Origin of the sequence: Shewanella marisflavi, assembly GCF_023283925.1 — a bacterium.
Taxonomy (GTDB): Bacteria; Pseudomonadota; Gammaproteobacteria; order Enterobacterales; family Shewanellaceae; genus Shewanella; species Shewanella marisflavi.
This window is the reverse complement of the sequence record NZ_JAKIKX010000001.1, coordinates 893,839-914,671: the sequence shown is the minus strand read 5'-3', so window position 1 is coordinate 914,671 and position 20,833 is coordinate 893,839. Positions and strand designations below refer to the sequence as shown.

Annotated in this window: 20 protein-coding genes and 1 other RNA gene; 9 read left to right on the top strand and 12 right to left on the bottom strand. The window is 47.0% G+C overall.

The features are described from left to right. Window positions 1-27: 27 nt before the first annotated feature. Window positions 28-1,149 (bottom strand): dual-specificity RNA methyltransferase RlmN, encoded by a 1,122-nt coding sequence (gene rlmN, locus L2712_RS03935; protein WP_248976930.1) that lies wholly within the window; start codon window positions 1,147-1,149, stop codon window positions 28-30. Window positions 1,150-1,294: 145 nt separating this feature from the next. Between rlmN and L2712_RS03930 the strand changes: the two genes are divergently transcribed. Both L2712_RS03930 and L2712_RS03925 read left to right on the top strand, forming a co-directional pair. Next, window positions 1,295-2,428: a CNNM domain-containing protein gene (locus tag L2712_RS03930; RefSeq protein ID WP_088905086.1), complete on the top strand. Its 1,134-nt coding sequence runs from the start codon at window positions 1,295-1,297 to the stop codon at window positions 2,426-2,428. A 92-nt stretch (window positions 2,429-2,520) separates the two neighbouring features. Further along, window positions 2,521-4,266 carry a bifunctional metallophosphatase/5'-nucleotidase gene (locus L2712_RS03925; protein ID WP_248976929.1) on the top strand — a complete coding sequence of 582 codons (1,746 nt, stop codon included), beginning with the start codon at window positions 2,521-2,523 and terminating at the stop codon, window positions 4,264-4,266. Between the two features lie 3 nt (window positions 4,267-4,269). On the opposite strand, the gene L2712_RS03920 is transcribed toward L2712_RS03925, so the two are convergent. The 3 genes from L2712_RS03920 to L2712_RS03910 all read right to left on the bottom strand — a co-directional run bounded on the left by L2712_RS03920 (window position 4,270) and on the right by L2712_RS03910 (window position 5,590). Beyond that, window positions 4,270-4,779: a GNAT family N-acetyltransferase gene (locus L2712_RS03920; protein ID WP_248976928.1), complete on the bottom strand. Its 510-nt coding sequence runs from the start codon at window positions 4,777-4,779 to the stop codon at window positions 4,270-4,272. 156 nt (window positions 4,780-4,935) lie between these two features. Beyond that, window positions 4,936-5,238 carry a hypothetical protein gene (locus L2712_RS03915; RefSeq protein WP_033538518.1) on the bottom strand — a complete coding sequence of 101 codons (303 nt, stop codon included), beginning with the start codon at window positions 5,236-5,238 and terminating at the stop codon, window positions 4,936-4,938. Window positions 5,239-5,365: 127 nt separating this feature from the next. After that, window positions 5,366-5,590: a DUF3820 family protein gene (locus tag L2712_RS03910; RefSeq protein WP_033538519.1), complete on the bottom strand. Its 225-nt coding sequence runs from the start codon at window positions 5,588-5,590 to the stop codon at window positions 5,366-5,368. A 570-nt stretch (window positions 5,591-6,160) separates the two neighbouring features. Here L2712_RS03910 and L2712_RS03905 point away from each other — a divergent pair. The 4 genes from L2712_RS03905 to L2712_RS03890 all read left to right on the top strand — a co-directional run bounded on the left by L2712_RS03905 (window position 6,161) and on the right by L2712_RS03890 (window position 8,803). Then, window positions 6,161-6,904: an AAA family ATPase gene (locus L2712_RS03905; RefSeq protein WP_033538520.1), complete on the top strand. Its 744-nt coding sequence runs from the start codon at window positions 6,161-6,163 to the stop codon at window positions 6,902-6,904. Continuing rightward, on the top strand, window positions 6,864-7,289 hold the full coding sequence (locus L2712_RS03900) for a hypothetical protein (protein ID WP_033538521.1): 426 nt from the start codon (window positions 6,864-6,866) through the stop codon (window positions 7,287-7,289). Before L2712_RS03905 ends, L2712_RS03900 begins: the two co-directional genes overlap by 41 nt. A gap of 195 nt (window positions 7,290-7,484) precedes the next feature. Continuing rightward, window positions 7,485-8,309, top strand: a complete 825-nt coding sequence (locus L2712_RS03895) for a M90 family metallopeptidase (protein ID WP_248976927.1) — start codon at window positions 7,485-7,487, stop codon at window positions 8,307-8,309. 23 nt (window positions 8,310-8,332) lie between these two features. Then, window positions 8,333-8,803 carry a nuclear transport factor 2 family protein gene (locus tag L2712_RS03890; RefSeq protein ID WP_088905090.1) on the top strand — a complete coding sequence of 157 codons (471 nt, stop codon included), beginning with the start codon at window positions 8,333-8,335 and terminating at the stop codon, window positions 8,801-8,803. A 2-nt stretch (window positions 8,804-8,805) separates the two neighbouring features. Here the strand turns inward: L2712_RS03890 and L2712_RS03885 are convergent, their stop codons facing one another. The 6 genes from L2712_RS03885 to L2712_RS03860 all read right to left on the bottom strand — a co-directional run bounded on the left by L2712_RS03885 (window position 8,806) and on the right by L2712_RS03860 (window position 17,796). Then, window positions 8,806-10,206 carry an HDOD domain-containing protein gene (locus L2712_RS03885; protein WP_248977067.1) on the bottom strand — a complete coding sequence of 467 codons (1,401 nt, stop codon included), beginning with the start codon at window positions 10,204-10,206 and terminating at the stop codon, window positions 8,806-8,808. Between the two features lie 396 nt (window positions 10,207-10,602). Continuing rightward, window positions 10,603-11,928: an isocitrate lyase gene (gene aceA, locus L2712_RS03880; protein ID WP_033538525.1), complete on the bottom strand. Its 1,326-nt coding sequence runs from the start codon at window positions 11,926-11,928 to the stop codon at window positions 10,603-10,605. Between the two features lie 112 nt (window positions 11,929-12,040). Next, on the bottom strand, window positions 12,041-13,675 hold the full coding sequence (gene aceB / locus L2712_RS03875; RefSeq protein WP_248976926.1) for a malate synthase A: 1,635 nt from the start codon (window positions 13,673-13,675) through the stop codon (window positions 12,041-12,043). Between the two features lie 1,218 nt (window positions 13,676-14,893). Next, window positions 14,894-16,666, bottom strand: a complete 1,773-nt coding sequence (locus L2712_RS03870) for a GGDEF domain-containing protein (protein ID WP_052125528.1) — start codon at window positions 16,664-16,666, stop codon at window positions 14,894-14,896. A gap of 16 nt (window positions 16,667-16,682) precedes the next feature. After that, the gene (locus L2712_RS03865) at window positions 16,683-16,904 is read right to left on the bottom strand and encodes a hypothetical protein (protein WP_248976925.1); all 222 of its coding nucleotides are present in this window, start codon (window positions 16,902-16,904) and stop codon (window positions 16,683-16,685) included. Window positions 16,905-16,986: 82 nt separating this feature from the next. After that, entirely contained in the window at window positions 16,987-17,796 is an 810-nt protein-coding gene (locus L2712_RS03860; RefSeq protein WP_248976924.1) for an SAM-dependent methyltransferase, read from the bottom strand. Between the two features lie 412 nt (window positions 17,797-18,208). Here L2712_RS03860 and L2712_RS03855 point away from each other — a divergent pair, with 412 nt between their 5' ends. After that, entirely contained in the window at window positions 18,209-18,709 is a 501-nt protein-coding gene (locus L2712_RS03855) for an outer membrane protein assembly factor BamE (protein WP_033538528.1), read from the top strand. An 81-nt stretch (window positions 18,710-18,790) separates the two neighbouring features. On the opposite strand, the gene L2712_RS03850 is transcribed toward L2712_RS03855, so the two are convergent. Continuing rightward, a complete protein-coding gene (locus L2712_RS03850; RefSeq protein WP_248976923.1) occupies window positions 18,791-19,123 on the bottom strand; it encodes an RnfH family protein in 333 nt (110 codons plus the stop codon). A 27-nt stretch (window positions 19,124-19,150) separates the two neighbouring features. Then, the gene (locus L2712_RS03845; RefSeq protein ID WP_088905095.1) at window positions 19,151-19,585 is read right to left on the bottom strand and encodes a type II toxin-antitoxin system RatA family toxin; all 435 of its coding nucleotides are present in this window, start codon (window positions 19,583-19,585) and stop codon (window positions 19,151-19,153) included. Window positions 19,586-19,788: 203 nt separating this feature from the next. On the opposite strand from L2712_RS03845, the gene smpB reads away from it, so the two are divergent. Together smpB and ssrA are read left to right on the top strand one after the other, a co-directional pair. Beyond that, window positions 19,789-20,283, top strand: a complete 495-nt coding sequence (gene smpB / locus L2712_RS03840) for an SsrA-binding protein SmpB (protein WP_033538531.1) — start codon at window positions 19,789-19,791, stop codon at window positions 20,281-20,283. A gap of 117 nt (window positions 20,284-20,400) precedes the next feature. Beyond that, window positions 20,401-20,756: a transfer-messenger RNA gene (ssrA, locus tag L2712_RS03835) on the top strand. Window positions 20,757-20,833: the final 77 nt, after the last annotated feature.

Genomic DNA, 20,833 nt, shown 5'->3' with positions numbered 1-20,833 from the left:
AGCCTATCTAGTAGCAGATACAATAAGTTAGTTTATTGTGACTGAAATCTGACTATCTTGCATGCGTTTTTTCGCTAAACGTTTGGTTCTGTCGCGAATATCTCCGGCTAACTGGCCACAGGCCGCGTCAATATCGTCTCCGCGGGTCTTACGCACTATCACGGTCAAGCCATATTCCATCAAGACTTTAGAGAATCTGTCGATACGAGAGTTCGACGAGCGCCCATAGGGAGAACCCGGATAGGGGTTGAAAGGAATCAAGTTGATCTTACAAGGAGTATCCTTCATCAACTTTGCCAGCTCGTGAGCCTGATCTGTGCTGTCGTTAATATGATCTAACATCACATACTCTAGCGTCACACGGCCGCGGTTAGCGTTAGACTTAGCTAAGTAACGACGAATCGCCGCCAGGAAATCCTGCAGCGGATACTTCTTGTTCACCGGCACCAGCACATCACGTAGCTCATCATTAGGCGCGTGAATACTCACAGCCAAGGCCACATCCAAGTTATCACCCAAGATATCCAAGGCAGGCACAACACCCGAAGTCGATACCGTCACGCGGCGCTTAGAGAGGCTAAAGCCAAAATCGTCCAGCATGATATCGATAGCAGGCATGACGTTCTTGAGGTTAAGCAGCGGCTCGCCCATGCCCATCATCACGACATTAGAGATAGGTCGCTCACCGGTTTCTTTCTGAAAACCGAGAAAATGCGACACGCGCCAGATTTGACCGACAATTTCAGAGACTGTGAGGTTACGGTTAAAGCCCTGCTGGGCGGTAGAGCAGAAAGTACATTCCAGCGCACAGCCCACCTGAGATGACACACACAAGGTGGCGCGGTCTTCTTCTGGAATATAAACCGTTTCAACTTCCTGACCATTGCCTACGTTGATAGCAAACTTAATGGTACCGTCGGCAGACTTCTGATAGCTAGAGATCTCAGGCGCCACCACCTCACAACGCTCTGCTAATTTTGCCCGCAGCACCTTATTGATGTTGGTCATCTGTTCGAAGTCGCTTACGCCAAAATGATATAGCCACTTCATCAATTGATCGGCACGAAATGGCTTTTCACCCATCTCGGTAAACAATGCTCTCAATCCTTTACGATCGAGATCCAATAAATTGATCTTTTTTTCACTCATTTTGACTAACCTCAACACCAAAACCTGCAACAGGGCGGCGAATTATACAGATATCAATAAATTTTAGCCAGTAACGAAATAGACTATGCTAGAATCGCCCTCAAGCTAATATTGGCTTGCTACTCGGAGTTGTTTTACCTCCCTCATGATAACCCTTATTGTTATTGTCTTTGTCGCTATTGGGATCTCTTTCCTATGTAGTGTGTTTGAAGCTGTGCTTCTATCTGTTACACCTAGCTTTATTGCGAATCTAAAAGAATCTCACCCCGTTGCGGCCGAGCGTTTAAGCCGTCAAAAAGAGAATGTGGAATCGCCACTGGTCTCTATTTTGACCCTAAACACGATTGCCCATACCGTTGGCGCCGCCGTTGCCGGTGCGCAAGCTGCGAAAGTATTCGGTGATGAGATGCTGGGTGTTTTCTCGGGTGTGCTCACCTTCTTGATCCTCTTCTTCTCAGAGATCATCCCTAAGACCCTAGGCGCTAACTATTGGCGTAGCCTGGCACCAAGCGTGTCCTTAGCACTGCTATGGATGGAGCGCATCACTAGGCCGCTAATTTGGATGTCTCAGCAGGTAACCCATAAATTGGGTAAAGGCGATGAGGGGCAATATATTCGTCAAGAGATGAGCGCCATGGCAAAGATTGGCCATGAATCAGGCGAGCTGGACGAGCAGGAATCTATGATTCTGACCCAGATGCTGTCGGTAAAAGAGATGCCGGTAACTGCCATCATGACCCCAAGAACCGTGATGTTTAGCGTACCAGCAAGCATGACCCAGTCAGCATTTGCCAAGGCGCACAAGAAGAGCCCCTTCACCCGCATTCCGGTTTTCGATGGTGATCGCGACAATATAGTCGGTTATGTCAACCGTAATACTATCTTGTTATCTGAGCGTGAAACGCCCCAGGCACCTATCTCGGCGGTGAAACGCAATCTGGTCATAGTGCCAGAAACAGCCAAAATCTTACCCCTATTTCAGCTGATGATTAAGCGCAATACTAAGATTGCCATGGTGGTAGATGAATACGGTAGTGGTCTGGGCATAGTCACTCTGGAAGACATTATTGAGTCGCTATTGGGACTTGAAATTGTCGACAGCAACGATCCTGTGACTGACATGCAGCAGTTAGCTCGACGTTTGTGGAAGCGCCGCATGACCCACAAGGGTATACGCATCTCTGATGAGGGCTCGGCAGAAGAGGATGATCTCCCAAGAAGTGACCCACAGGAAAGCAGCGTCACAGAGGCTCAACCTCTGGGTAAAATAAGTAAATAACTTAAGATGAGTTTATAAAGGGAAGCAAATGCTTCCCTTTTTCATTTAGTGCCGCTGAGGTATACTAGCCCGCTTCACAATATGAGGCCTACATGACCAACAGATACTCGCTCAAGCTTGCACATATCAACGACACCCACTCCCACTTCGATCCCTCACGCGTTCAATTTCTGCTGACTCACCAGCATCAAAGCTATGAGGTCTACTGCCATAGTGGTGGCTATGCCAGGATCGGCTATCAGGTGGCCAAGGCGCGTCAGCAAGCGGCAGATGCCGAGCAAGATTTTCTGTTTCTGCATGGAGGCGACAGCTTTCAAGGCACCCTCTACTTTAACCAGTTTAAAGGCGTGGCCAACGCCGATCTGCTCAACCGCCTCGCGCCAGATGCCATGGTACTCGGTAACCATGAGATAGATGCGGGCAATCAACCTGTTAAGCAGTTTCTCGATAACATCAATTTCCCTCTGCTGGCGGGTAATATGGATCTCAGCCAGGAAGATCTTCATAAACAAGCCAGACTTGCGGGGCACCCGAGGCTCTTAGACTACTGCTCCCAAAGCCAAACGGCCAAGGTGCTGTTTAAACCCCTTGGCGACAAGCAATTAGCTATCATAGGCATCACCTTAGATCAGATGAAGGAGATCGCCCGGCCCGATGAAGATACCCACTTTGCCAACGCAATGGAAACCACCGCCAATACTGTGGCCAAGCTCAAAGCTGAGGGGATAGATCATATCCTAGTGTTGAGTCACCTAGGTTGGGACAAAGATAAGGTGTTAGCCCGTGAGGTCTCAGGGATCAGCCTTATCGTCGGCGGTCACTCTCACACCTTGCAGGGAGAATTTAGCCAGCTTGGCCACAGCGCCCTGCCCTATGGTGAAAGCGTCAATCACACGCCCATACTGCATGCGGGAAAATATGCCGAAACCTTAGGCTTGTGCGATATCGAATTTGACCAGCAAGGCCGTGTCACTCACTTAGCCGGACACAACTACTTCATGCTCGATAAGCATCTAATTATCGAAGGCGAGCAACAGATCTCCAGCACGACCTACGCAGCACTACAGCAGCAACTCAGTGAACACCCAGGGGTCTTGTGGGACGAAGAGCTGACAGAGATCAACCAAGTGATCAGAGAGCAATACCAGCCCGCTATCAGTGCACTGGAACATCAGGTACTGGGCTTTGTCCCAAGAAACCTTATTCATACACGTCTGCCCAGTAAGGCACTTCCCCATGGCAGTGAAATTGCGCCCTGGGTGTGTAAGAGCATCTACCACGAGACGCGCCAGCTGGATCTTCAGGTCGATTTTGCCCTGCACAATGCCGGCGGCGTGAGACAATCACTGAATAAAGGCGCGGTCACCATGGCCGACGTGCTTGGCCGTCTGCTTCCTTTTGCCCTGCCTTTGGTCAGATATAAGATTTTAGGTCGTTTCCTCTATCAAACCCTGGAGTCGGCCATTAACTCTGCCACCAACAACAGCATCACAGGAACCGGCGCAGGCAGTTTTCCCTATACTTATGGTCTTAAATATTGCTATGACGGCAGGCAACCTCAGGGCTCACGGATCCTACAGCTGGAGGTATTGACCGAAATCTCCGGTGAGATGCAATGGCACAGCGTAGTGCCCAACAGACTGTATTGCGGCGTCTCATCGGCCTACACGGCATCTGGCAAGGAAGGTTATCAAGATCTGCTTAGCGCCGAAGAGCAGCAGTCGATAGCCTCGCTGACCCTACCAGAGGCTTTTATTCGCTTCATGCAGCGAGAACAGGGATTGCACGGCGCCATGCCGCCCCATATCCAGTACACGAGTCACCTAGAGTTCTTATAATGCCTAAACTCCATGACTCATGGATTTTACCAGGTAATAGGCCATAAACACCTGGCCCAATTTCTCCTGATAACATTTGTGGCGCAGGGTAAAACCTCGGGCGATAAATAGGGGGCGTGACAGGCAGGAAGCATCCACACTCAAGGTTTCTATCGCCTGGGAGTAGGCCCAATCTTCTAGATGACGCACTAACTCGGTGCCCACTCCCAGTCCCTGATAGTCAGGATGCACATAAAGACTGTCGATATAACCTCGTGAGCGATAGTGAGTCTCAACATTCACAAACCCCACACAAAGCGGCATCCCTCCCAGCAATCGCTGGGTATCCACAGCCAGCCAGGCTTGCGAACGCGTCAGGCGTTTATGCCAATGATAGCCAGAGCGCGGGGCCTGTGACCAAGCATGTTTCTGCGCCTTTGAGTAATGGGTCTCATCTATAGCCTGTACCGCCTGATGATACAGGTGACTCACTGCAGTCGCATAACCCTTGTGATAGGGAATTATTTTAATCATCGCTAAATGCATGAAAATGTTATGAGCCAGCGAAAAAATGCGGCCCGCCAATAGCTGCTTATATTAGTGGCTGATTAGGCAAAAAAATAGTGCCGATAATTACTTAGCGGCACTATATCTTTATTCGTCAACCTGGCTGAACGATCAGCGCTATGTTTATTTCTTGTCGATGCGACCCACAAACAAGAGTTCATCGAAGGTACGATTAAGCGTCTTGCTGGTAAAATCATTCATCCACATCTGCTCTTGTACCACAACAACGTCGCCTTTTTTGACCTCAACCTGAGGACCAGCAGCCCAGAAAGTCTTATCGGCCTCTTTGATCTGAACATAGGTATAACCGCCACCGTTCATGGTATCGACCACAGTGCCCTGATGCACAACACCAGCAGCCCAGGCACTTGAAATCCCCAGTGCCAATGTAGCCGCAGCGGCTAAACGAACTAATTTAGTTATCATTGTCATTCCTTAAGTGTTTGCCTTTAACCCCTGCATTAAAACATGGCGTTAACCATAAATCTCTACCAAGACCCTCTAAAACAGCAATCAATGAATCAGTTTTAGATCAAGCTCTCATTACCGACTTTTATCCCTGAGTCCGCGGAACTAATAACGGCTTTAACATGCCTTCTAATCCATTAAGCTTCACTTCATAGATCAGCGCCAGTTGTTGGCCCAACTTACCTTCGGGAAACCCCTTCCCATGAAACCAGACTAAATAGGGCTCAGGCAGCTCTAAGAGTCGCAATCCGGCATATTTACCAAAAGGCATTTTTTGATTAATTGCCTCAATTAAGGCCTGTTGATCCATCTGCTCATCCTAAATGGCTGGGAGTTACTCTGTTAACCCAAGCTTACGTGACAGCGTCCACCAGGCCAAGCCCTGACAGCGGACATTGCCTAATACTTGTTATTTTTTTATAAGTGCCTTTGAAACATAAGACAATTTTCTGTTGCGGTAGGCCAACCAAGTTCAAAGTTTTAGTTATTACACTTATAACATTTTTAACTATACAACATATTTTTAATCAATAAATGAAATAACGATAAGATAAAAGTCTTACGCTTTTAAGGTCATGGAACGTAAACCCCCTCCAAAAAACTCATAAAACAACAATAACCAATTGTTTTTATTAAACTTAAAATCTTTTTGCTTAATTAAAAGCCAGTAGCGTCAAATATCTGCCAAAACACCAAAAACGTCAAGTTAATGACAAGCGCCATAATCAAAAAAAACGTCAAATTTCATGTAGTTGACCAACAATTAATTAACACCTAAATTGAGCACATACCCAAACAGGTGAAGTCACAAGACTGAAGTACATCACTTGGGAACCTAATAACAAACATCGGCAATCATTGGCAGTCGAGAGGAAATAGAATGATCATTTTAGTTGGCGGTGAAAAAGGCGGCAGCGGTAAAAGCTGTCTAGCCCAAAACATAGCGGTATTTCTCACAGTAGAATGCGGCGCCTCAGTCATCATGGTCGATTGCGATCCCCAGCGGACCACCTCAGATTGGATTCAAGCACGTAACAACAACGGCACCCTGGCCAGCATCAACTGTGTTCAGCTTTACGGTAAGATCCGCAACGATCTGCTCAGCCTAGAGCAACACTATGACTATGTACTGGTCGATTGTGGTGGTCAGGATAACCTGGCGCTACGTGCAACCATGTCTGTTGCCTCTCACGTCTTGATGCCACTGCGTCCTAAGCGCAGAGATTTAAAGACTGTTAGCCACATGGATGACATCGTCGCCACCTGTATGATGATTAACCCTAAGATGCGCGCCTCTTTCGTTATCACTCAATGCCCAAGCTTGCCAAATCAGGCCAACCGCATTTTTGAAGCGAAAGAAGTCTGTAAAACTTATGATATCAACGTACTCGACGCTATCACCTATAGCCGTAACATTTATGACGACAGCGAAGAGTCGGGTTTATCTGTGATGGAAACTCAGCCTAAAGGAAAGGCGGCCGATGAAATCCGAGCAATCGCTTGCGAAATGCTTCAGGCAGCCAATGCCACTGAGATTCGTAATCGTCTCGCTGAAAAACAGATGGATAAGTTAAGGGGTAATTATGGGTCTGGCCGATCTCAAGAAAAACTCTACGCAGTCTAGCGCAGCAAGGCAGAATCGAAAGCTGCTGAACATTTCGCTCGACACCTTAATCGATGACTTCATCGACGATGCGACCCACTATGCGGCCGGGCAACCTGCGCAAGTTCAGCAGATGGCCGAGATTATTGCTTTAGAAACCGGATTTGACGGCGAGTTTAAAGCTCGTCATCAAATAAAGGCGGCCCCTAAGGTGGTGCCAAAAGGTACTGGGCCCTACCGCAAGGCCACTTTTACCTTGAGCGAGTCAGCCATTGCGCACCTCGCTGAGTTGGCAAGTGGCTGTGATGTGGCCAAATCTAAGCTGATCAGATTTCTGATTGAGCACCATTATTCCTTGTCGGAAGGTGAGCGACAACAGAAGGAGCAATCCATCATAGTCGACTGATCTCGCTTCCCCCTCGCACTGGGCTGCGCATCACCCAGTGCGACCTAAGTTTCATTCCAATCTCCCAACCCTTTTCTGGCAGCGACAGATTTCATTTGTCCAAATTTACTGGCTGCCAGCTTTTTTTTCTTACGGCTTTACGATTGAATTCCTGCCACACGGCCACATATCTTGCTATATCATTAGGAGATTTTTATGTTGGCGCTCTTTATTATTGCCTTGGTGAGTTGTGCGGCCATCGGCTACATACTGTTTAAACCAAGTTATATCAGGCACAGACGCGCCCAGATCGCCAAGCGGCCGTTTCCCACCAGTTGGCGAGCAATATTAAAGCACCGCATGCCCTACTTTCGCGCCTTGCCAAGTGATCTACAATTGCAGCTCAAGCGCCATATTCAAATCTTTATCGCCGAAAAGGAGTTTGTCGGCTGTCAGGGGATAGAGATAGATGATGAGATTCGAGTGACCATTGCCGCTCAGGCGTGCTTGCTGCTGCTTAACCGCGATACAGACTACTATCCAAAGTTAAGGCAGATCCTTGTCTATCCCAGCCTATTTATTGTCACTCATCATCAACAAAACAGTGATGGCGTGCTTTGGGAGCGGCAAAACATTCTCTCGGGGGAGTCTTGGGAGTATGGCAAGGTGATCCTCTCTTGGCATAATACTAAGGAAGATGCCGCCCAACCCTATGATGGCCATAATGTGGTGATCCACGAGTTCGCTCACCAGTTAGACCAGGAGGACGGTCATTCCAACGGTGCACCTATCCTGGCAAGCCCCCATGATTATCAAAGCTGGTCTGTCGTCATGACCCAGGAATTTGAGCAGCTTTGCCACGATGCAAAATGGCAGCTCCCCAGCTTATTCAACTACTATGGTGCCACCAATGAGGCCGAGTTTTTTGCGGTGATCACTGAAACCTTCTTCGAACGTCCCCATGAGTTTTACCAGCAACATCAAGCGCTTTATCAACAGATGAGTCATTTTTTCAAATTAGATCCGGTAAACTGGCACTAATATTCGCAAAAAGGAGTTGCACCATGACCGCAAGGCTACCCCATTTTTCTCTGCTCTTAGCAAGCTGTGCCCTACTATTTTCCAGCCTGTGCCGGGCCGAAATTCCAGCGGCGGCAACCGAGACCCTAGATAATTTACATCGCTACGCGGCGAGCGCCGACTGGGACAGGTATTTTGATCTCTACACGGAAGATGCCCACTTCATCGGCACTGACGCCAGTGAAAATTGGACCATGACACAATTTGCCGAGTACGCCCGTCCCACCAAGGGCTGGCGCTATAGCTTAATCTCTAGAAGTCTTCAACAGCACGGTGATGTGATTGTGTTTGATGAGCATCTGAGCAGCAATTCCTACGGTAACTGCCGGGGTACAGGCACCTTAGTGCTTACCGATACTGGCTGGAAGGTACTGCAATACCACCTGAGCTTTCCTATCCCCAACGCCATGGCCAAACGGATCACGGCGCAGATTAAGGCGACTCAGGGTAAATGACCTTAGTGTACCGACACCGACAGGCAGAGATTCGTCAGCTGGGCAAAGTGAGTAAAACGCTCGAAATCTTCATCGGCTAGCTTACGCTCAGAACTGTGTCTGTCGGCATATAACAAGCCGATCACCTTGTAATCAACCAATATGGGCGCCAACATAAAGCCCTGGGATGAGGTGTGTTTCTTTAACTCTTCATCCAGGTACAAGCGCCATTTTTCAGATTGTGGATTGTCGATAAACAGCGGCTTCTTAAGATCTATACTTTCGGCAAACACATTCTTGCCCTGATACAACTCGACAATAAATTCATTTTTCATTTTGTCGACATTATCACCAAGGACGACTCTTGGTTGTATGCGTTTCCGATTTGGCGACAGCAACATTACGGCGCAGCGATCCATGCCGATACCATCGAGTAGACCACTTAGGGTAATAGTGATCACTTCATTGAAGTTCGCCTTGTTGATGGCGCAATCGGTCAATTCACGCAGTTTTTTAAGCTGCAGACTCACATTGAACTCGCGTACCTTTATCGGCTCATCTTGTTGCGATGGTGCCAAGGTAAGTTGATGAGTATCGGGCAAAAATGCCACCAACACTTTTGCGCCATAGGTATCGGCCAGCTTTCTGGTGGCGTGACTGCACTGGATCATACGCCCCTTGAATTCATCCACTTCAAGTTCCAACATATCGGCCGCTTGCTTAATTCTGCGGTGTAGCTCTTCGATATCATCCTTAGCGTCACTAGCCATTAACTCGCTGATCTTATTAGCAAGGAATATAGAGCGGATCTCAGGGGTTCGTTCATTAGGATTAGACAGTGACTTGACCAGCACCTCACCTAGGCCCCAGTTTTTGGCGATCCCCATCGAAAGTTGAGTAAAGGAGGTTCCCAGCACCTCTCTGACCACGGCGCTGGCCTCTTTAGCATCTACCTGATTCAGGCGGGCATCGAGCCTCTCAGTGGTCTCGCCCCCCATGCTCCAAAAAGCGCTCTCACCCAGGTGATACAGAAGCGCGGCAATAAACACCTCCTCCTGCAACTCCTCGTCGTGATCCCTTAGCATCATCTTAGCGAGCATGGCTGCCTGAAATGCTCTGGCCATCAGGGTCAGTAGTCTATGATAAACAGGTTCAGACAAACCTTTGTTTTCCAGAAGGCTACTAAGCAGCTTTGCCGTAATACAGATGTTGCGAATAGTATCGAAACCCAAGACTACCGCCGCGCGGCTCACCGTAGTGACATGGGAGATCCCCTTGTTATAGATGGCGCTGTTAGCCACCTTAAGAATACGCGAGGTCAAGGCATTATCATGCATTACACTGCGGCCTAATATCGCCAAAGATGACACATCATCTTTAGCCAACTGCTCCAGGGTCTTAACCGTCGAGCTCAGCGCCGGCATCTCCTGTTCGCTGATGCGTTTAGTCCAGTATTCGGCACCTTTTCCTGACGTTGCACTATTCAATGCGTTTTTACTCTTAATGAAGGGTTTGCAAATACGCCAACGAAAAACGGCGCGATTGATGAATTATAGGCAGAAAAACTTATAACATAACAATTACATCAGTCGCCAGTCGCAAATCGTGTTTAGTCCACAATGCTCTGTTACTTGGCGAGGATTTCACCTTTATATCGACATTGCAGGTAATTTGATGAGCACAAAATAAAAAAGGCGGCTCAAGAGGGACCGCCAAGGCAAGCAAAATAAAAAAGTGTTGAAAGGAAAGAAAAACCTCGCACTGCACGTAGGAACACAGTGCGAGGAACAACCGCTGCTAAAGGACAGCAAGTCGAAACTTTAGAACTGATCCTCTTCGGTCGAGCCAGTCAGTGCTGTCACCGATGACTGACCACCTTGAATCACGTTGGTGACCTTGTCGAAGTAGCCTGTACCCACCTCTTGTTGGTGCGCCACAAAGGTATACCCCTTCTTAGCCGCCGCAAACTCAACTTCCTGCACCTTCTCAACATAATGCTTCATACCTTCACCACGAGCATAGTCATAGGCTAGGTCGAACATGTTGTACCACATGTTATGGATACCGGCTAAGGTGATGAACTGGTACTTATAGCCCATGTCCGACAGCTCCTGTTGGAAGCGAGCGATAGTGGCATCATCCAGATTCTTCTTCCAGTTGAAAGAAGGTGAGCAGTTATAAGCCAGCAACTGATCTGGGTACTGGGCATGAATCGCCTCGGCGAAACGACGTGCCTCTTCAAGATCTGGCTTGGCAGTTTCACACCAAATGAGGTCGGCGTAAGGAGCATAAGCCAAGCCACGAGAGATTGCCTGGTCTAAGCCAGCGTTTACGCGGTAGAAACCTTCAGAAGTGCGCTCTCCAGTGATGAAGTCACGATCATATGGGTCGCAGTCTGAGGTCAGCAGATCCGCTGCGTTTGCATCGGTACGGGCGATAACCAGAGTCTCTACGCCACTTACATCGGCTGCCAAACGTGCGGATACCAGCTTTTGCACAGCTTCTTGTGTCGGCACTAACACCTTACCGCCCATGTGACCACACTTCTTCACCGAAGCTAGCTGATCTTCAAAATGCACACCTGCGGCGCCGGCATCGATCATATTCTTCATCAGTTCATAGGCGTTAAGTACACCACCAAAGCCCGCTTCGGCATCGGCAACAATTGGCAAGAAGTAGTCGGTGTAACCTTCATCTTGCGGATCTACCTGGTTGCTCCACTGGATCTGGTCAGCACGGCGGAACGAGTTATTGATGCGCTGTACAACAGCTGGCACTGAGTTCGCCGGATAGAGAGACTGATCGGGATACATGGTACCGGCCAGGTTAGCGTCTGCGGCAACCTGCCAGCCCGACAGATAGATAGCTTCGATACCTGCCTTAGCTTGTTGCACCGCCTGGCCCCCCGTCAGGGCGCCCAGCGAGTTGACATAGCCCTTCTTGGCACCGCCATTAACCAGTTGCCATAATTTCTCAGCGCCGCGAGTCGCTATGGTGTTTTCCGGGACAATTGAACCGCGTAAGGCCACTACGTCCTCTGCTGAATAGGGACGGCGAACGCCTGCCCAACGTGGATTTTCAGCCCAATCCTTTTTTAACGCATCAATCTGTGCTTGACGTGAATTTTGTGTAGTTGCCTTAGTCATAATCTTCTCCATCTCAGGTGTTTACATCCAGCTCCCTTAATACCACTCACATTCAAAGGCGCTAAATAAGTAGGGGTCAAAGACCCTTTTCAATTGTGTAATCAATCAGGTGTTAAGCCTCTTCGGCCTGGGTCAAAATCTCGTAGCCTGGTAGGGTGAGAAAATCCACCAACTCATCGGCCGTTGTTATCTCTTCTAGCAACACCGCCGCTTGGGTATATCTACCGTGGGTAAAGCGATCTGGGCCAACTTCTAACTTCACATTGGCTAACTCTTCTACCAGCATCTCTTTAAACAATTCCTTGGTCACCAACTTGCCGTTTGACAGCTTCTGCTCATGTTGGATCCACTGCCAGATAGAGGTTCGGGAGATCTCTGCAGTCGCCGCATCTTCCATTAATCCATAGATGGGCACACAGCCATTGCCGCGAATCCACGCCTCGACATATTGCAGCGCGATACGAATATTCAGACGCATGCCTGATTCGGTACGCTCACCGTCACAAGGCATCAGCAAGTCCCTGGCCAGAATCGGTGCATCCACATCACGGGTGATATGCAGCTGATTAACGTGATCTTCACCTATATATTCGTTGAAGATCCCCATGGCAGTGTCGGCCAGCCCAGGATGTGCCACCCAGGTGCCGTCATGACCATTTCGCGCCTCTAGCTCTTTATCGCCACGCACCTTGACTAATACAGCTTCGTTTTGCGCCTCATCTTTGGCGGGAATAAAGGCAGCCATGCCGCCCATCGCCAAGGCGCCACGCTTGTGGCAGGTCTTAATAAGTAGACGCGAGTAAGCACTTAAAAACGGCTTGTCCATGGTCACCGCCTGACGGTCTGGCAAGATACGTTCACTATGTTTTTTCAACGTTTTGATATAGCTAAAGATGTAATCCCAACGACCACAGTTGAGCGCGACGATGTTAGAGCGCAGCTCATAGAGGATCTCCTCCATCTCAAACACCGCAGGTAATGTCTCAATCAAACAAGTACATTTAATGGTGCCAGGTGCAAGGCAGAAGCGTTCTTCAACAAAGGCAAATACCTTGGCCCACCAACGCGCCTCAACATGGCTCTCTAACTTAGGAATATAGAAGTATGGGCCGCTACCCTTCTCCAACAACTGACGGTAGTTGTGGTAAAAGTAGAGGCAGAAGTCGAACAGTGACCCTGGAATCGCTTCACCATTGAAGGTCACATGCTTTTCTTTAAGGTGCAGACCACGAACACGCGCAATAAGCACTGCGGGATCGTCATTCAAGGCGTAGTGCTTACCTGTTTCAGGCGCTGTGTATTCGATATCGCCACGTACAGCATCACGCAAATTGATCTGCCCCTGAATCACCTTAGGCCAGCTAGGTGCAAGAGAATCCTCAAAATCGGCCATAAAGACCTTTACGTTGGCATTGAGCGCGTTGATGATCATCTTGCGGTCGACAGGTCCGGTGATCTCTACCCGTCTGTCCTGTAGATCCTCTGGGATGCTACGGATCTGCCATTCACCGTCTCTGATAGCACGGGTTTCTGGTAAAAAGTCAGGCAAGGCGCCTGCATCGATCAGCGCTTGCTTTTGCTTACGCATTTCAAGCAGTTTCGGAACCTCTGCCGCAAACTGGCTACACAAGACGTCGAGCAGACTCAGTGCACCTTCATTAAGCACAAGCTCTTGACCCTCGACAGGCGCCCCTAGGATAGATAATCCCGTATCTTGCTGATGTTCATTCATTACTTGTTCAGTCATCCCGATATCTCCCAAGCGCTTATTTACCGCATAAAGCCAATTAATCTGCTGTGAACCATACCCTTGTGGGTCATACACCTTGAAACACTGTCTTAAAAGTTCCAAATGTACGTTTTGAACAAAACCTACTAACAAACAGTTGTGATTGCAACAATACCAACGTCTATAAAAGCAGCAAAAAATAACAATAAACAAGATAAAAAATTGGTAATACCAAGCTAGGAATAACAACTTAAATAATTGATTTATAACACTTTAAAATATCACAAACTTTATAAACGCCACCTAGCAACTAAAGTTGTCTGACAAATTAACCAATCACCCACCATTGAAAGTTATTACGTAATTTAAATACGTATTGTAAATTTAAAATTACACAAATAATGCTTTAACCCCTAAGAAATTAAACTCTACTACGTTTTGCTTTCCCCGCCAGTCAACACCACAAAAGGCATTAAAAACAATACTTTGACAAAAAATGCACAAACACAAAAATCAAACAAGCGTTTTAATTTTACGTTTACGTTAACGACACTCAAAGCCATTCCAATTGTCCGTCACAAATTGGTAACGTTTGTCGATCAACATCACGATTTTTTTTGGTTAGCTGCGAAAATAATTAGAAAAAACCATCGTTATTGCATATTTATCCGAGTGATGAGCTTAATCTCTTATCGAGACGCTCTCCCCGGTTGCTATTTAGAGGCTCGATATAGATAGCATCAAAGGTAATCGCCGCTGTTCAGCGACAAACTCCATCCAAGCTGTCCCGCAGGTAGGGAGAAATGAACCAAGGTAAACAAGAGATCATGCCAGGGATATAACGGTCTGAAGCATAAACGGCAGAGCAAAGCCGTGATTTAAAAAGAAGGGTAAGTGATAAGGTCAGCACAAAGGCCCTCACCTCAATAGCCAATAGCTAATAGCTAATAGCTAATAGCGAAAAAGCAAAAATGGTAACGGTAAACGCAATCAATCTGAGACGGTTTAATAAGATTAGACGCTTGAGTCACCAATCTGACTTAACTCAACTAAAACACCTTAATTTCCCTTTCCACCTAATCAAAATCACTGAGGCACAGTAAAAAATAAAGTGAATAGATGTAAGCCTTGAGCAAACTCAAGGCTTACAACAGAAGGCGAAGGTTAGGACTTATATTTCGGCTGCGAGACAGAGTGACAGTTTGACTTTGTTTATTACGCTTCATCTGCCAAAGGTTAAGCGTTGGCAGCCTGCTCTAGCACCCTGTCCATACTAGGACGATAGGTCACCACACAATTTCGACCATTTCGCTTAGCCTGATACATAGCCAGATCCACTCGTTTCATCAGGGGATCCAAACTGAGATCAGCTTCGAGACTGCTACAGACACCGAAACTGGCCGTGATACTTAAATCATTATAATGAGGGCGAGTTTGAATAGCCTCTATTGCATTGCAGCACTGCTTGGCGATCTTTAAAGCCTCCTGCTCCCCCACATAAGGTAAGAAAATGGCAAACTCTTCGCCCCCCATTCGAACAAAAAGATCTTTGCTCTTCAAGTGGGGAGACACAGCTTCAACGACACGTCTTAGCGCCCAATCTCCAGCGCTATGACCGTAGTTATCATTAATGCTCTTAAAATGGTCTAGATCGAACATAATCACACTAAACACACTTCGGTGGGCTAGCACATCAATAAACAGATTCTCAGCAAAATCTTGCCCTGTGCCACGATTTAACACCCCGGTTAACGGATCAAGCTGAGAGATACGCTTATATTTACGCCTTTGCACAAACATGGTGGCGCCAAAGATGATAAGCCCCACGGAACAGCCCAAGGCGATCGTTAAGGCCATACTTTCATTGTATCTTTCGAGTTCGACCACCTTTTGTTGTGCGGTGTAGAGTGCCCGATCCTGATTTAGCATCTTAATTTCACGAGTCTTCTCGGCATTTTCAAATTTAGCCATTTGGTAAGCATAAGCTTTGGCCTTAGTCTCATCTATGCTCGCCTCACTCAGCTTCATATATTGATCGAGATATTGATAGGCTTGCTGATAGCTCCCCTCCATTGCCAATGCATCGGCCATGACCTTTATGGCGCGTTTTCTCTCTTCAAGTACGCTAGGCTCATCTGGCTCGTCAATCACTCGCTGGGCATATTGTTTGGCGCTATCAATCTCTTTCTGACTTAAATATGTTTCCGCCAATAAGGCGTTAACATCGATGATCTCTAGCTTAAATTTAAATTTTTCATATTCAGAGAGTGCAGACAACAACAGGGTCTGTGCCTGTTTAAGCTCGCCGAGTCTAAGGTGTGAAGTGCCTTTGCCTTTATCTGCCATGGCAACAATTAATGGAATATTATGCTCTTCACAAAAAATATGAGTGTCAGTAAACTGCTGTTTTGCAAGTTCATAATTTAAAAGTTTTAATTCGGCCGCTGCCAACAGTAATTGGGCATAACACTGCTCTTTGGGCGATGTTCCCTGGCTAAGTCCAAAAGCCATTAACCCATAGCGTTTGGATTCATCATAGACTTCAAGATCCAGGTACAGATTGGCCAATCTTAAATAGGAGGTCATCTTGATGGTGACATCATCTATCTGTTCTATCCTATCCAGATTTTTTGCCATCGCATCCAACGCACCTTGATACTCTTTCATGGCGATCAGTGAGGTGGCTTGGTAAAGGTAGATAGAATTGAGGGTCTCAGGGGATTGGCTAAGTTGTTCGGCCTGTTTAAGCAACTCAAATGCACGCTGATAGTTGCCGTTATAAACTTCTTTATTACTTTCTAGGGTCAAGACCCTAGCTCGCTGCTCTCTAGTCAAGTGCTGACTATTTTCATTGAGGTAGGCAATGACCTCAGACGATTTGGTTGGTTCGGCAATCAGCGAGGCTTTTAGCTCATCAATAACCGCATCATAATCTACATCGTCCGCCACTGCTTGATAGCTGGCAAACAGAGCGAAAAGAGAAACCAATATGAGTCTGAGGTAATACATGGCCGTTAACTACAGCTTAGTTGCTGTCATCTGGATTAGTGACAATCAAGTAAGCTTGCGTGTCACTGCTGTCACCTGATAGCGAATCTATCTGTTCTTTATCACCAGACATAACAGCTGCAATCTCTTCATCCGACAATCCATAGTCCTGCATCACCCCTTCAGGATCGGCCTTATAAGCCTCTAATAGCGCGGCATCCGATCCTAATTTTTGAAAAAAATCACTTAGCTTCGACATATCATTCTCCATTGTTATGTAATAACACTAGTTGCTAGAAAAATGTTTGACCACTTGCAGCTAATCAAACTTAATTTGCTTTTTAACCCAGTAAGTCTTCAGAAATCCCCAGTTTTGCCAAAATTTTATGATTCACTTTTAACGACTGCGACGGCGGAATCAGCAGTGTTGTTATCGCCGTCAACTTCGCATGAGGCAGATCTTTGAGTAATAGCCTATCGATTCTCGGCGACTGCACCGGCAAATTCGGCGCCTCGTACAGAATGACCTCATGCTCTAAGGGATACCACTCATTAAGCTGCTCGACTAACACCTGCAAACAATCGGCGTTAGTATGAAACTTGGTTAAGGTGTGCTCACCGGCAATGCTAATCTGCCATAGTAATAAGTGGGTGGAGGGATCTGGTGTGTGACAATAAAACATGAACTGACTGGCTTCGAAACTTTGATGGCCCGATTGACCAGGATCTATCCCAACATCGGCCCACAAACAGGCTTCTGCCGAGATCCCAGGCTCCATCTTAGCATCAAAGCCCTCTTGCCGAGCCCGTTTAATAGCAAGATGTGAAACACAGGCAAACACACCAGGATGGCCATACAAGGCGCACACTACTCGCTTTCCCGCTCGCACCTGAGTGAGTATTGCCTCAACCATCTGCTGATAGGTATCTCGCCGACTCTTAACCTCATCGCCTTGAGCATAGTAACCATGCAATGAACGGACGTCGCTATTCAGGGTTGTTAACCACTGCAGCGCGAAGGCATCGGGTACCAAGGAAAACACGACATCGGCTAGTTCGATATAACTCTTACTAAGCACAGTTATCTGACCGCCTAGGTTTAATCCAGTGCCGACACAAACTAAACTACCTTTTTTACAGGCTTCATTCATTTATGTATTTCCAACTTGTGCCATACGCTGTGACAACCACCCATTGATATCAGACTTGCTGTTCCTTTTTTAACCACGGCGTCGACTGGCTATACCGTAGAGGGGTAAACCAAATTAACTTACCACAATTCGGGATAAAACAAACACTAACAGTTAATATCCCAATCAATTTTCAACACTAAATTGATCTTCTCGCCCTTTTCTACATATCAATTTATCCGCTAGACAAGAAACTTAATGCCAAACCATCTGTCTGACCTATTCACACAAGCTGCCTTAGTCAATTAGCAAGGCTAACACCAGGCTGACACCGACAGCGCAAGGAGACGTATAAAAAGTCGATAGCGCTTGTCAGCATAGGGAATGCTTGGGTATCATGGCCGACAGATTTTTAGGGAAGTAGCGCATTTCAATGACCATAAAAAAACATAGTATGACTCTATTAGGCGCTGCGGCGCTGTCTCTTTCATTAAGCGGATGTGGCGCTTTTGACTGGCTGGTTTACAAACCTGACGTGCCGCAAGGCAACTATATGGAAACCCAGCAAGTAGAAAAGCTCAGAATCCAGATGACCAAAGAGCAGGTCGAATATATCTTGGGGCGTCCGGTTCTTAGAGACAGCTTCTCAGATGATACCTGGTACTATGTCTACCACTACAAAAATGGACGTGATGCCAGCATTACCCACAAAGAACTCGTGCTGCACTTCACTGGCGACAAATTGACTCAAGTCGATGGCGACTATGAACTGGCCGCCGACTTTAATACGCCGCTTGATCAAAGTGAATTACCTGAACTTAGCGCCCCCAAAGGTGACCTAGTGCCGCTTAACCCTGAGCAGCGTCCAGATACCAAGCCGCTCGTAGAAGAGAAAAAGACGCAGGAACTCAACGAAGTCAAAGAGTTTGAATAACATTGCTTGAAGCGTTACGCATACATTAAAAAAGGGTCTAAAGCTTAGCTTTAGACCCTTTTTTAATGATAACTCACTCGGCTAGCTCACCTTAGCCCCTGTGGTTTTATTGGCTCGCCCCTCATTTTTAGCCTTTTCAGCACGTTGACGGCGTACATCCTTAGGATCGGCGATCAAGGGACGATAAATCTCTACCCGCTGACCAGGGTGCAACACTTCATTATGCTTAACCGCGCGGCTAAATATTCCCAATTTGACCGTCTCCAGGTCTATCTCAGGGAAAAAACGACACATACCGCTCTGTCTAACTGCCTCGATACAAGTGGTGCCAGGCTCCACCATCACATTGATACGCTTTTGCTGCGAGGGCAAAGCGTAAATAACCTCAACGGCAAACTTATCTTGATCGCTCATCTTACTTCCTAGGAATCTTAAAAATCGCTATTGGCTGTATACCACTTTGGCACGACTGGTAAACGCAGTAACCATAGATGACATCAATTCTTTAAAAACCTTACCAAATGCCATATCTGCAATCGGGCTGGAGAATTCAAAGCTAAGCTCAAAGTCCACCTTACAGGCATCTTCGGTTAATTCAGTAAACTCCCACCGGCCATGTAGGTGTTTAAAAGGCCCATTTTCAAGCTCCAACTCAATTCGCTTACCAGGGATCACCTGATTGCGCGTAGTAAATGTCTTACTAATCCCCGCCTTAGACACATCGACCGAAGCCAACATAGTTTTGCCATCAAACTCGAGCACCTTACCACCGACACAGCCAGGCAAAAACTCCTTGTAGGATTCAACATCATTGACTAACTCGTACATCTGCATAGCACTAAAGCGGACTAACACACTGCGGGAAATCTTGGGCATATGACTGTTTAACCTGAAACCTTGGCCTTTACACCATAAAGCAAAAAAATGATTTTAACATGCTAGCCATGGCGGGTCACCTCAACCATTAAGCTTGCCTCGAACAAAAAAACGCCACCTCGACCACTTAAAGTGGGCAAATTAAACAAATAATCGCGGTAGCCAATTCCAAATTGATCAAGCGCGCGTATAATAGCCCACCTATGGCAAAGAAAAACGCAAAAAAATCAAAGAACCCACCGGCAACGATTGCTCGTAATAAACGTGCAAACTTCGACTATAAATTTGAAGAAAAGTTTGAAGCCGGCTTGTCCCTGATGGGATGGGAAGTGAAATCGATCCGAGTCGGTAAGGTCAACCTATCTGAAAGCTATGTGTTTCTCAGAGACGGTGAAGCCTACCTATTTGGCTGCACTATCACACCTCTAAACACCGCATCGACCCATGTGGTGTGCGACCCTATGCGCGATCGCAAGCTACTGCTTAACCGCAGAGAGCTGGATAAGTTGCAAGGTCTGGTAGACCGTCAAGGCTACTCAATTGTGCCGATCTCAATGTACTGGCGCAAAGGCGCTTGGGTTAAAATTGAGATAGGTTTGGGTAAAGGTAAGAAAGAACACGATAAGCGCGACGATACCAAAGAGCGCGAGTGGAAGATTGAAAAATCTCGTACCATGAAAAAAGCCGTTCAACAGTAATTAGCGTAAGCTTACTGTTTAAACAGGTAAAATGGTCGGATAACGAACAATCAATTGTAACAACATGATTTATCCTTGGTGTTAGAGGATTTAGCAGGTTACAATCAACATTGTACTGGGGGCGATTCTGGATTCGACAAGATTCACGAAACCCTAGGAGCATGCCGAGGGGCGGTTGGCCTCGTAAAAAGCCGCACAGTTATAGTTGCAAACGACGATAACTACGCTCTAGCAGCTTAGGCTAGCTAGCCATCTTGCTCACGTTTCTCAAATGGGCAGAGTATTAAGATGGTCACCTTTACATTTGATAGCGAGGGAACCACGTTCAGGGGTGAACCGCGAAACAGTACTGAACTCGCCAATTGCAATCCTGTCTTTCGGAGTGTACTTGGTTAACCAAAAGAGAGACTAAGCATGTAGCGCCGAGGATGTAGGCTTTTTGGACGCGGGTTCGAGCCCCGCCGCCTCCACCAATAACAGAAACGAAGACGTCCTAGGACGTCTTTTTTTCTGCCTTTAAGAAAGTAAAATCAACCACTTATCAATACCC

Excerpts from the sequence above, each read along its gene's own strand:
- L2712_RS03930 (WP_088905086.1), top strand. The coding sequence starts at position 1,295 with ATGATAACCCTTATTGTTATTGTCTTTGTCGCTATTGGGATCTCTTTC.
- L2712_RS03910 (WP_033538519.1), bottom strand. The coding sequence starts at position 5,590 with ATGGATCAACAGGCCTTAATTGAGGCAATTAATCAAAAAATGCCTTTT.
- L2712_RS03850 (WP_248976923.1), bottom strand. The coding sequence starts at position 19,123 with ATGAGCGATCAAGATAAGTTTGCCGTTGAGGTTATTTACGCTTTGCCC.
- L2712_RS03860 (WP_248976924.1), bottom strand. The coding sequence starts at position 17,796 with ATGAATGAAGCCTGTAAAAAAGGTAGTTTAGTTTGTGTCGGCACTGGA.
- rlmN (WP_248976930.1), bottom strand. The coding sequence starts at position 1,149 with ATGAGTGAAAAAAAGATCAATTTATTGGATCTCGATCGTAAAGGATTG.
- L2712_RS03905 (WP_033538520.1), top strand. The coding sequence starts at position 6,161 with ATGATCATTTTAGTTGGCGGTGAAAAAGGCGGCAGCGGTAAAAGCTGT.
- L2712_RS03925 (WP_248976929.1), top strand. The coding sequence starts at position 2,521 with ATGACCAACAGATACTCGCTCAAGCTTGCACATATCAACGACACCCAC.
- L2712_RS03920 (WP_248976928.1), bottom strand. The coding sequence starts at position 4,779 with ATGATTAAAATAATTCCCTATCACAAGGGTTATGCGACTGCAGTGAGT.
- L2712_RS03915 (WP_033538518.1), bottom strand. The coding sequence starts at position 5,238 with ATGATAACTAAATTAGTTCGTTTAGCCGCTGCGGCTACATTGGCACTG.
- L2712_RS03885 (WP_248977067.1), bottom strand. The coding sequence starts at position 10,206 with ATGCCGGCGCTGAGCTCGACGGTTAAGACCCTGGAGCAGTTGGCTAAA.
- aceA (WP_033538525.1), bottom strand. The coding sequence starts at position 11,928 with ATGACTAAGGCAACTACACAAAATTCACGTCAAGCACAGATTGATGCG.
- L2712_RS03855 (WP_033538528.1), top strand. The coding sequence starts at position 18,209 with ATGACCATAAAAAAACATAGTATGACTCTATTAGGCGCTGCGGCGCTG.
- L2712_RS03890 (WP_088905090.1), top strand. The coding sequence starts at position 8,333 with ATGACCGCAAGGCTACCCCATTTTTCTCTGCTCTTAGCAAGCTGTGCC.
- L2712_RS03900 (WP_033538521.1), top strand. The coding sequence starts at position 6,864 with ATGGGTCTGGCCGATCTCAAGAAAAACTCTACGCAGTCTAGCGCAGCA.
- L2712_RS03870 (WP_052125528.1), bottom strand. The coding sequence starts at position 16,666 with ATGTATTACCTCAGACTCATATTGGTTTCTCTTTTCGCTCTGTTTGCC.
- L2712_RS03845 (WP_088905095.1), bottom strand. The coding sequence starts at position 19,585 with ATGCCCAAGATTTCCCGCAGTGTGTTAGTCCGCTTTAGTGCTATGCAG.
- L2712_RS03865 (WP_248976925.1), bottom strand. The coding sequence starts at position 16,904 with ATGTCGAAGCTAAGTGATTTTTTTCAAAAATTAGGATCGGATGCCGCG.
- L2712_RS03895 (WP_248976927.1), top strand. The coding sequence starts at position 7,485 with ATGTTGGCGCTCTTTATTATTGCCTTGGTGAGTTGTGCGGCCATCGGC.
- aceB (WP_248976926.1), bottom strand. The coding sequence starts at position 13,675 with ATGACTGAACAAGTAATGAATGAACATCAGCAAGATACGGGATTATCT.
- smpB (WP_033538531.1), top strand. The coding sequence starts at position 19,789 with ATGGCAAAGAAAAACGCAAAAAAATCAAAGAACCCACCGGCAACGATT.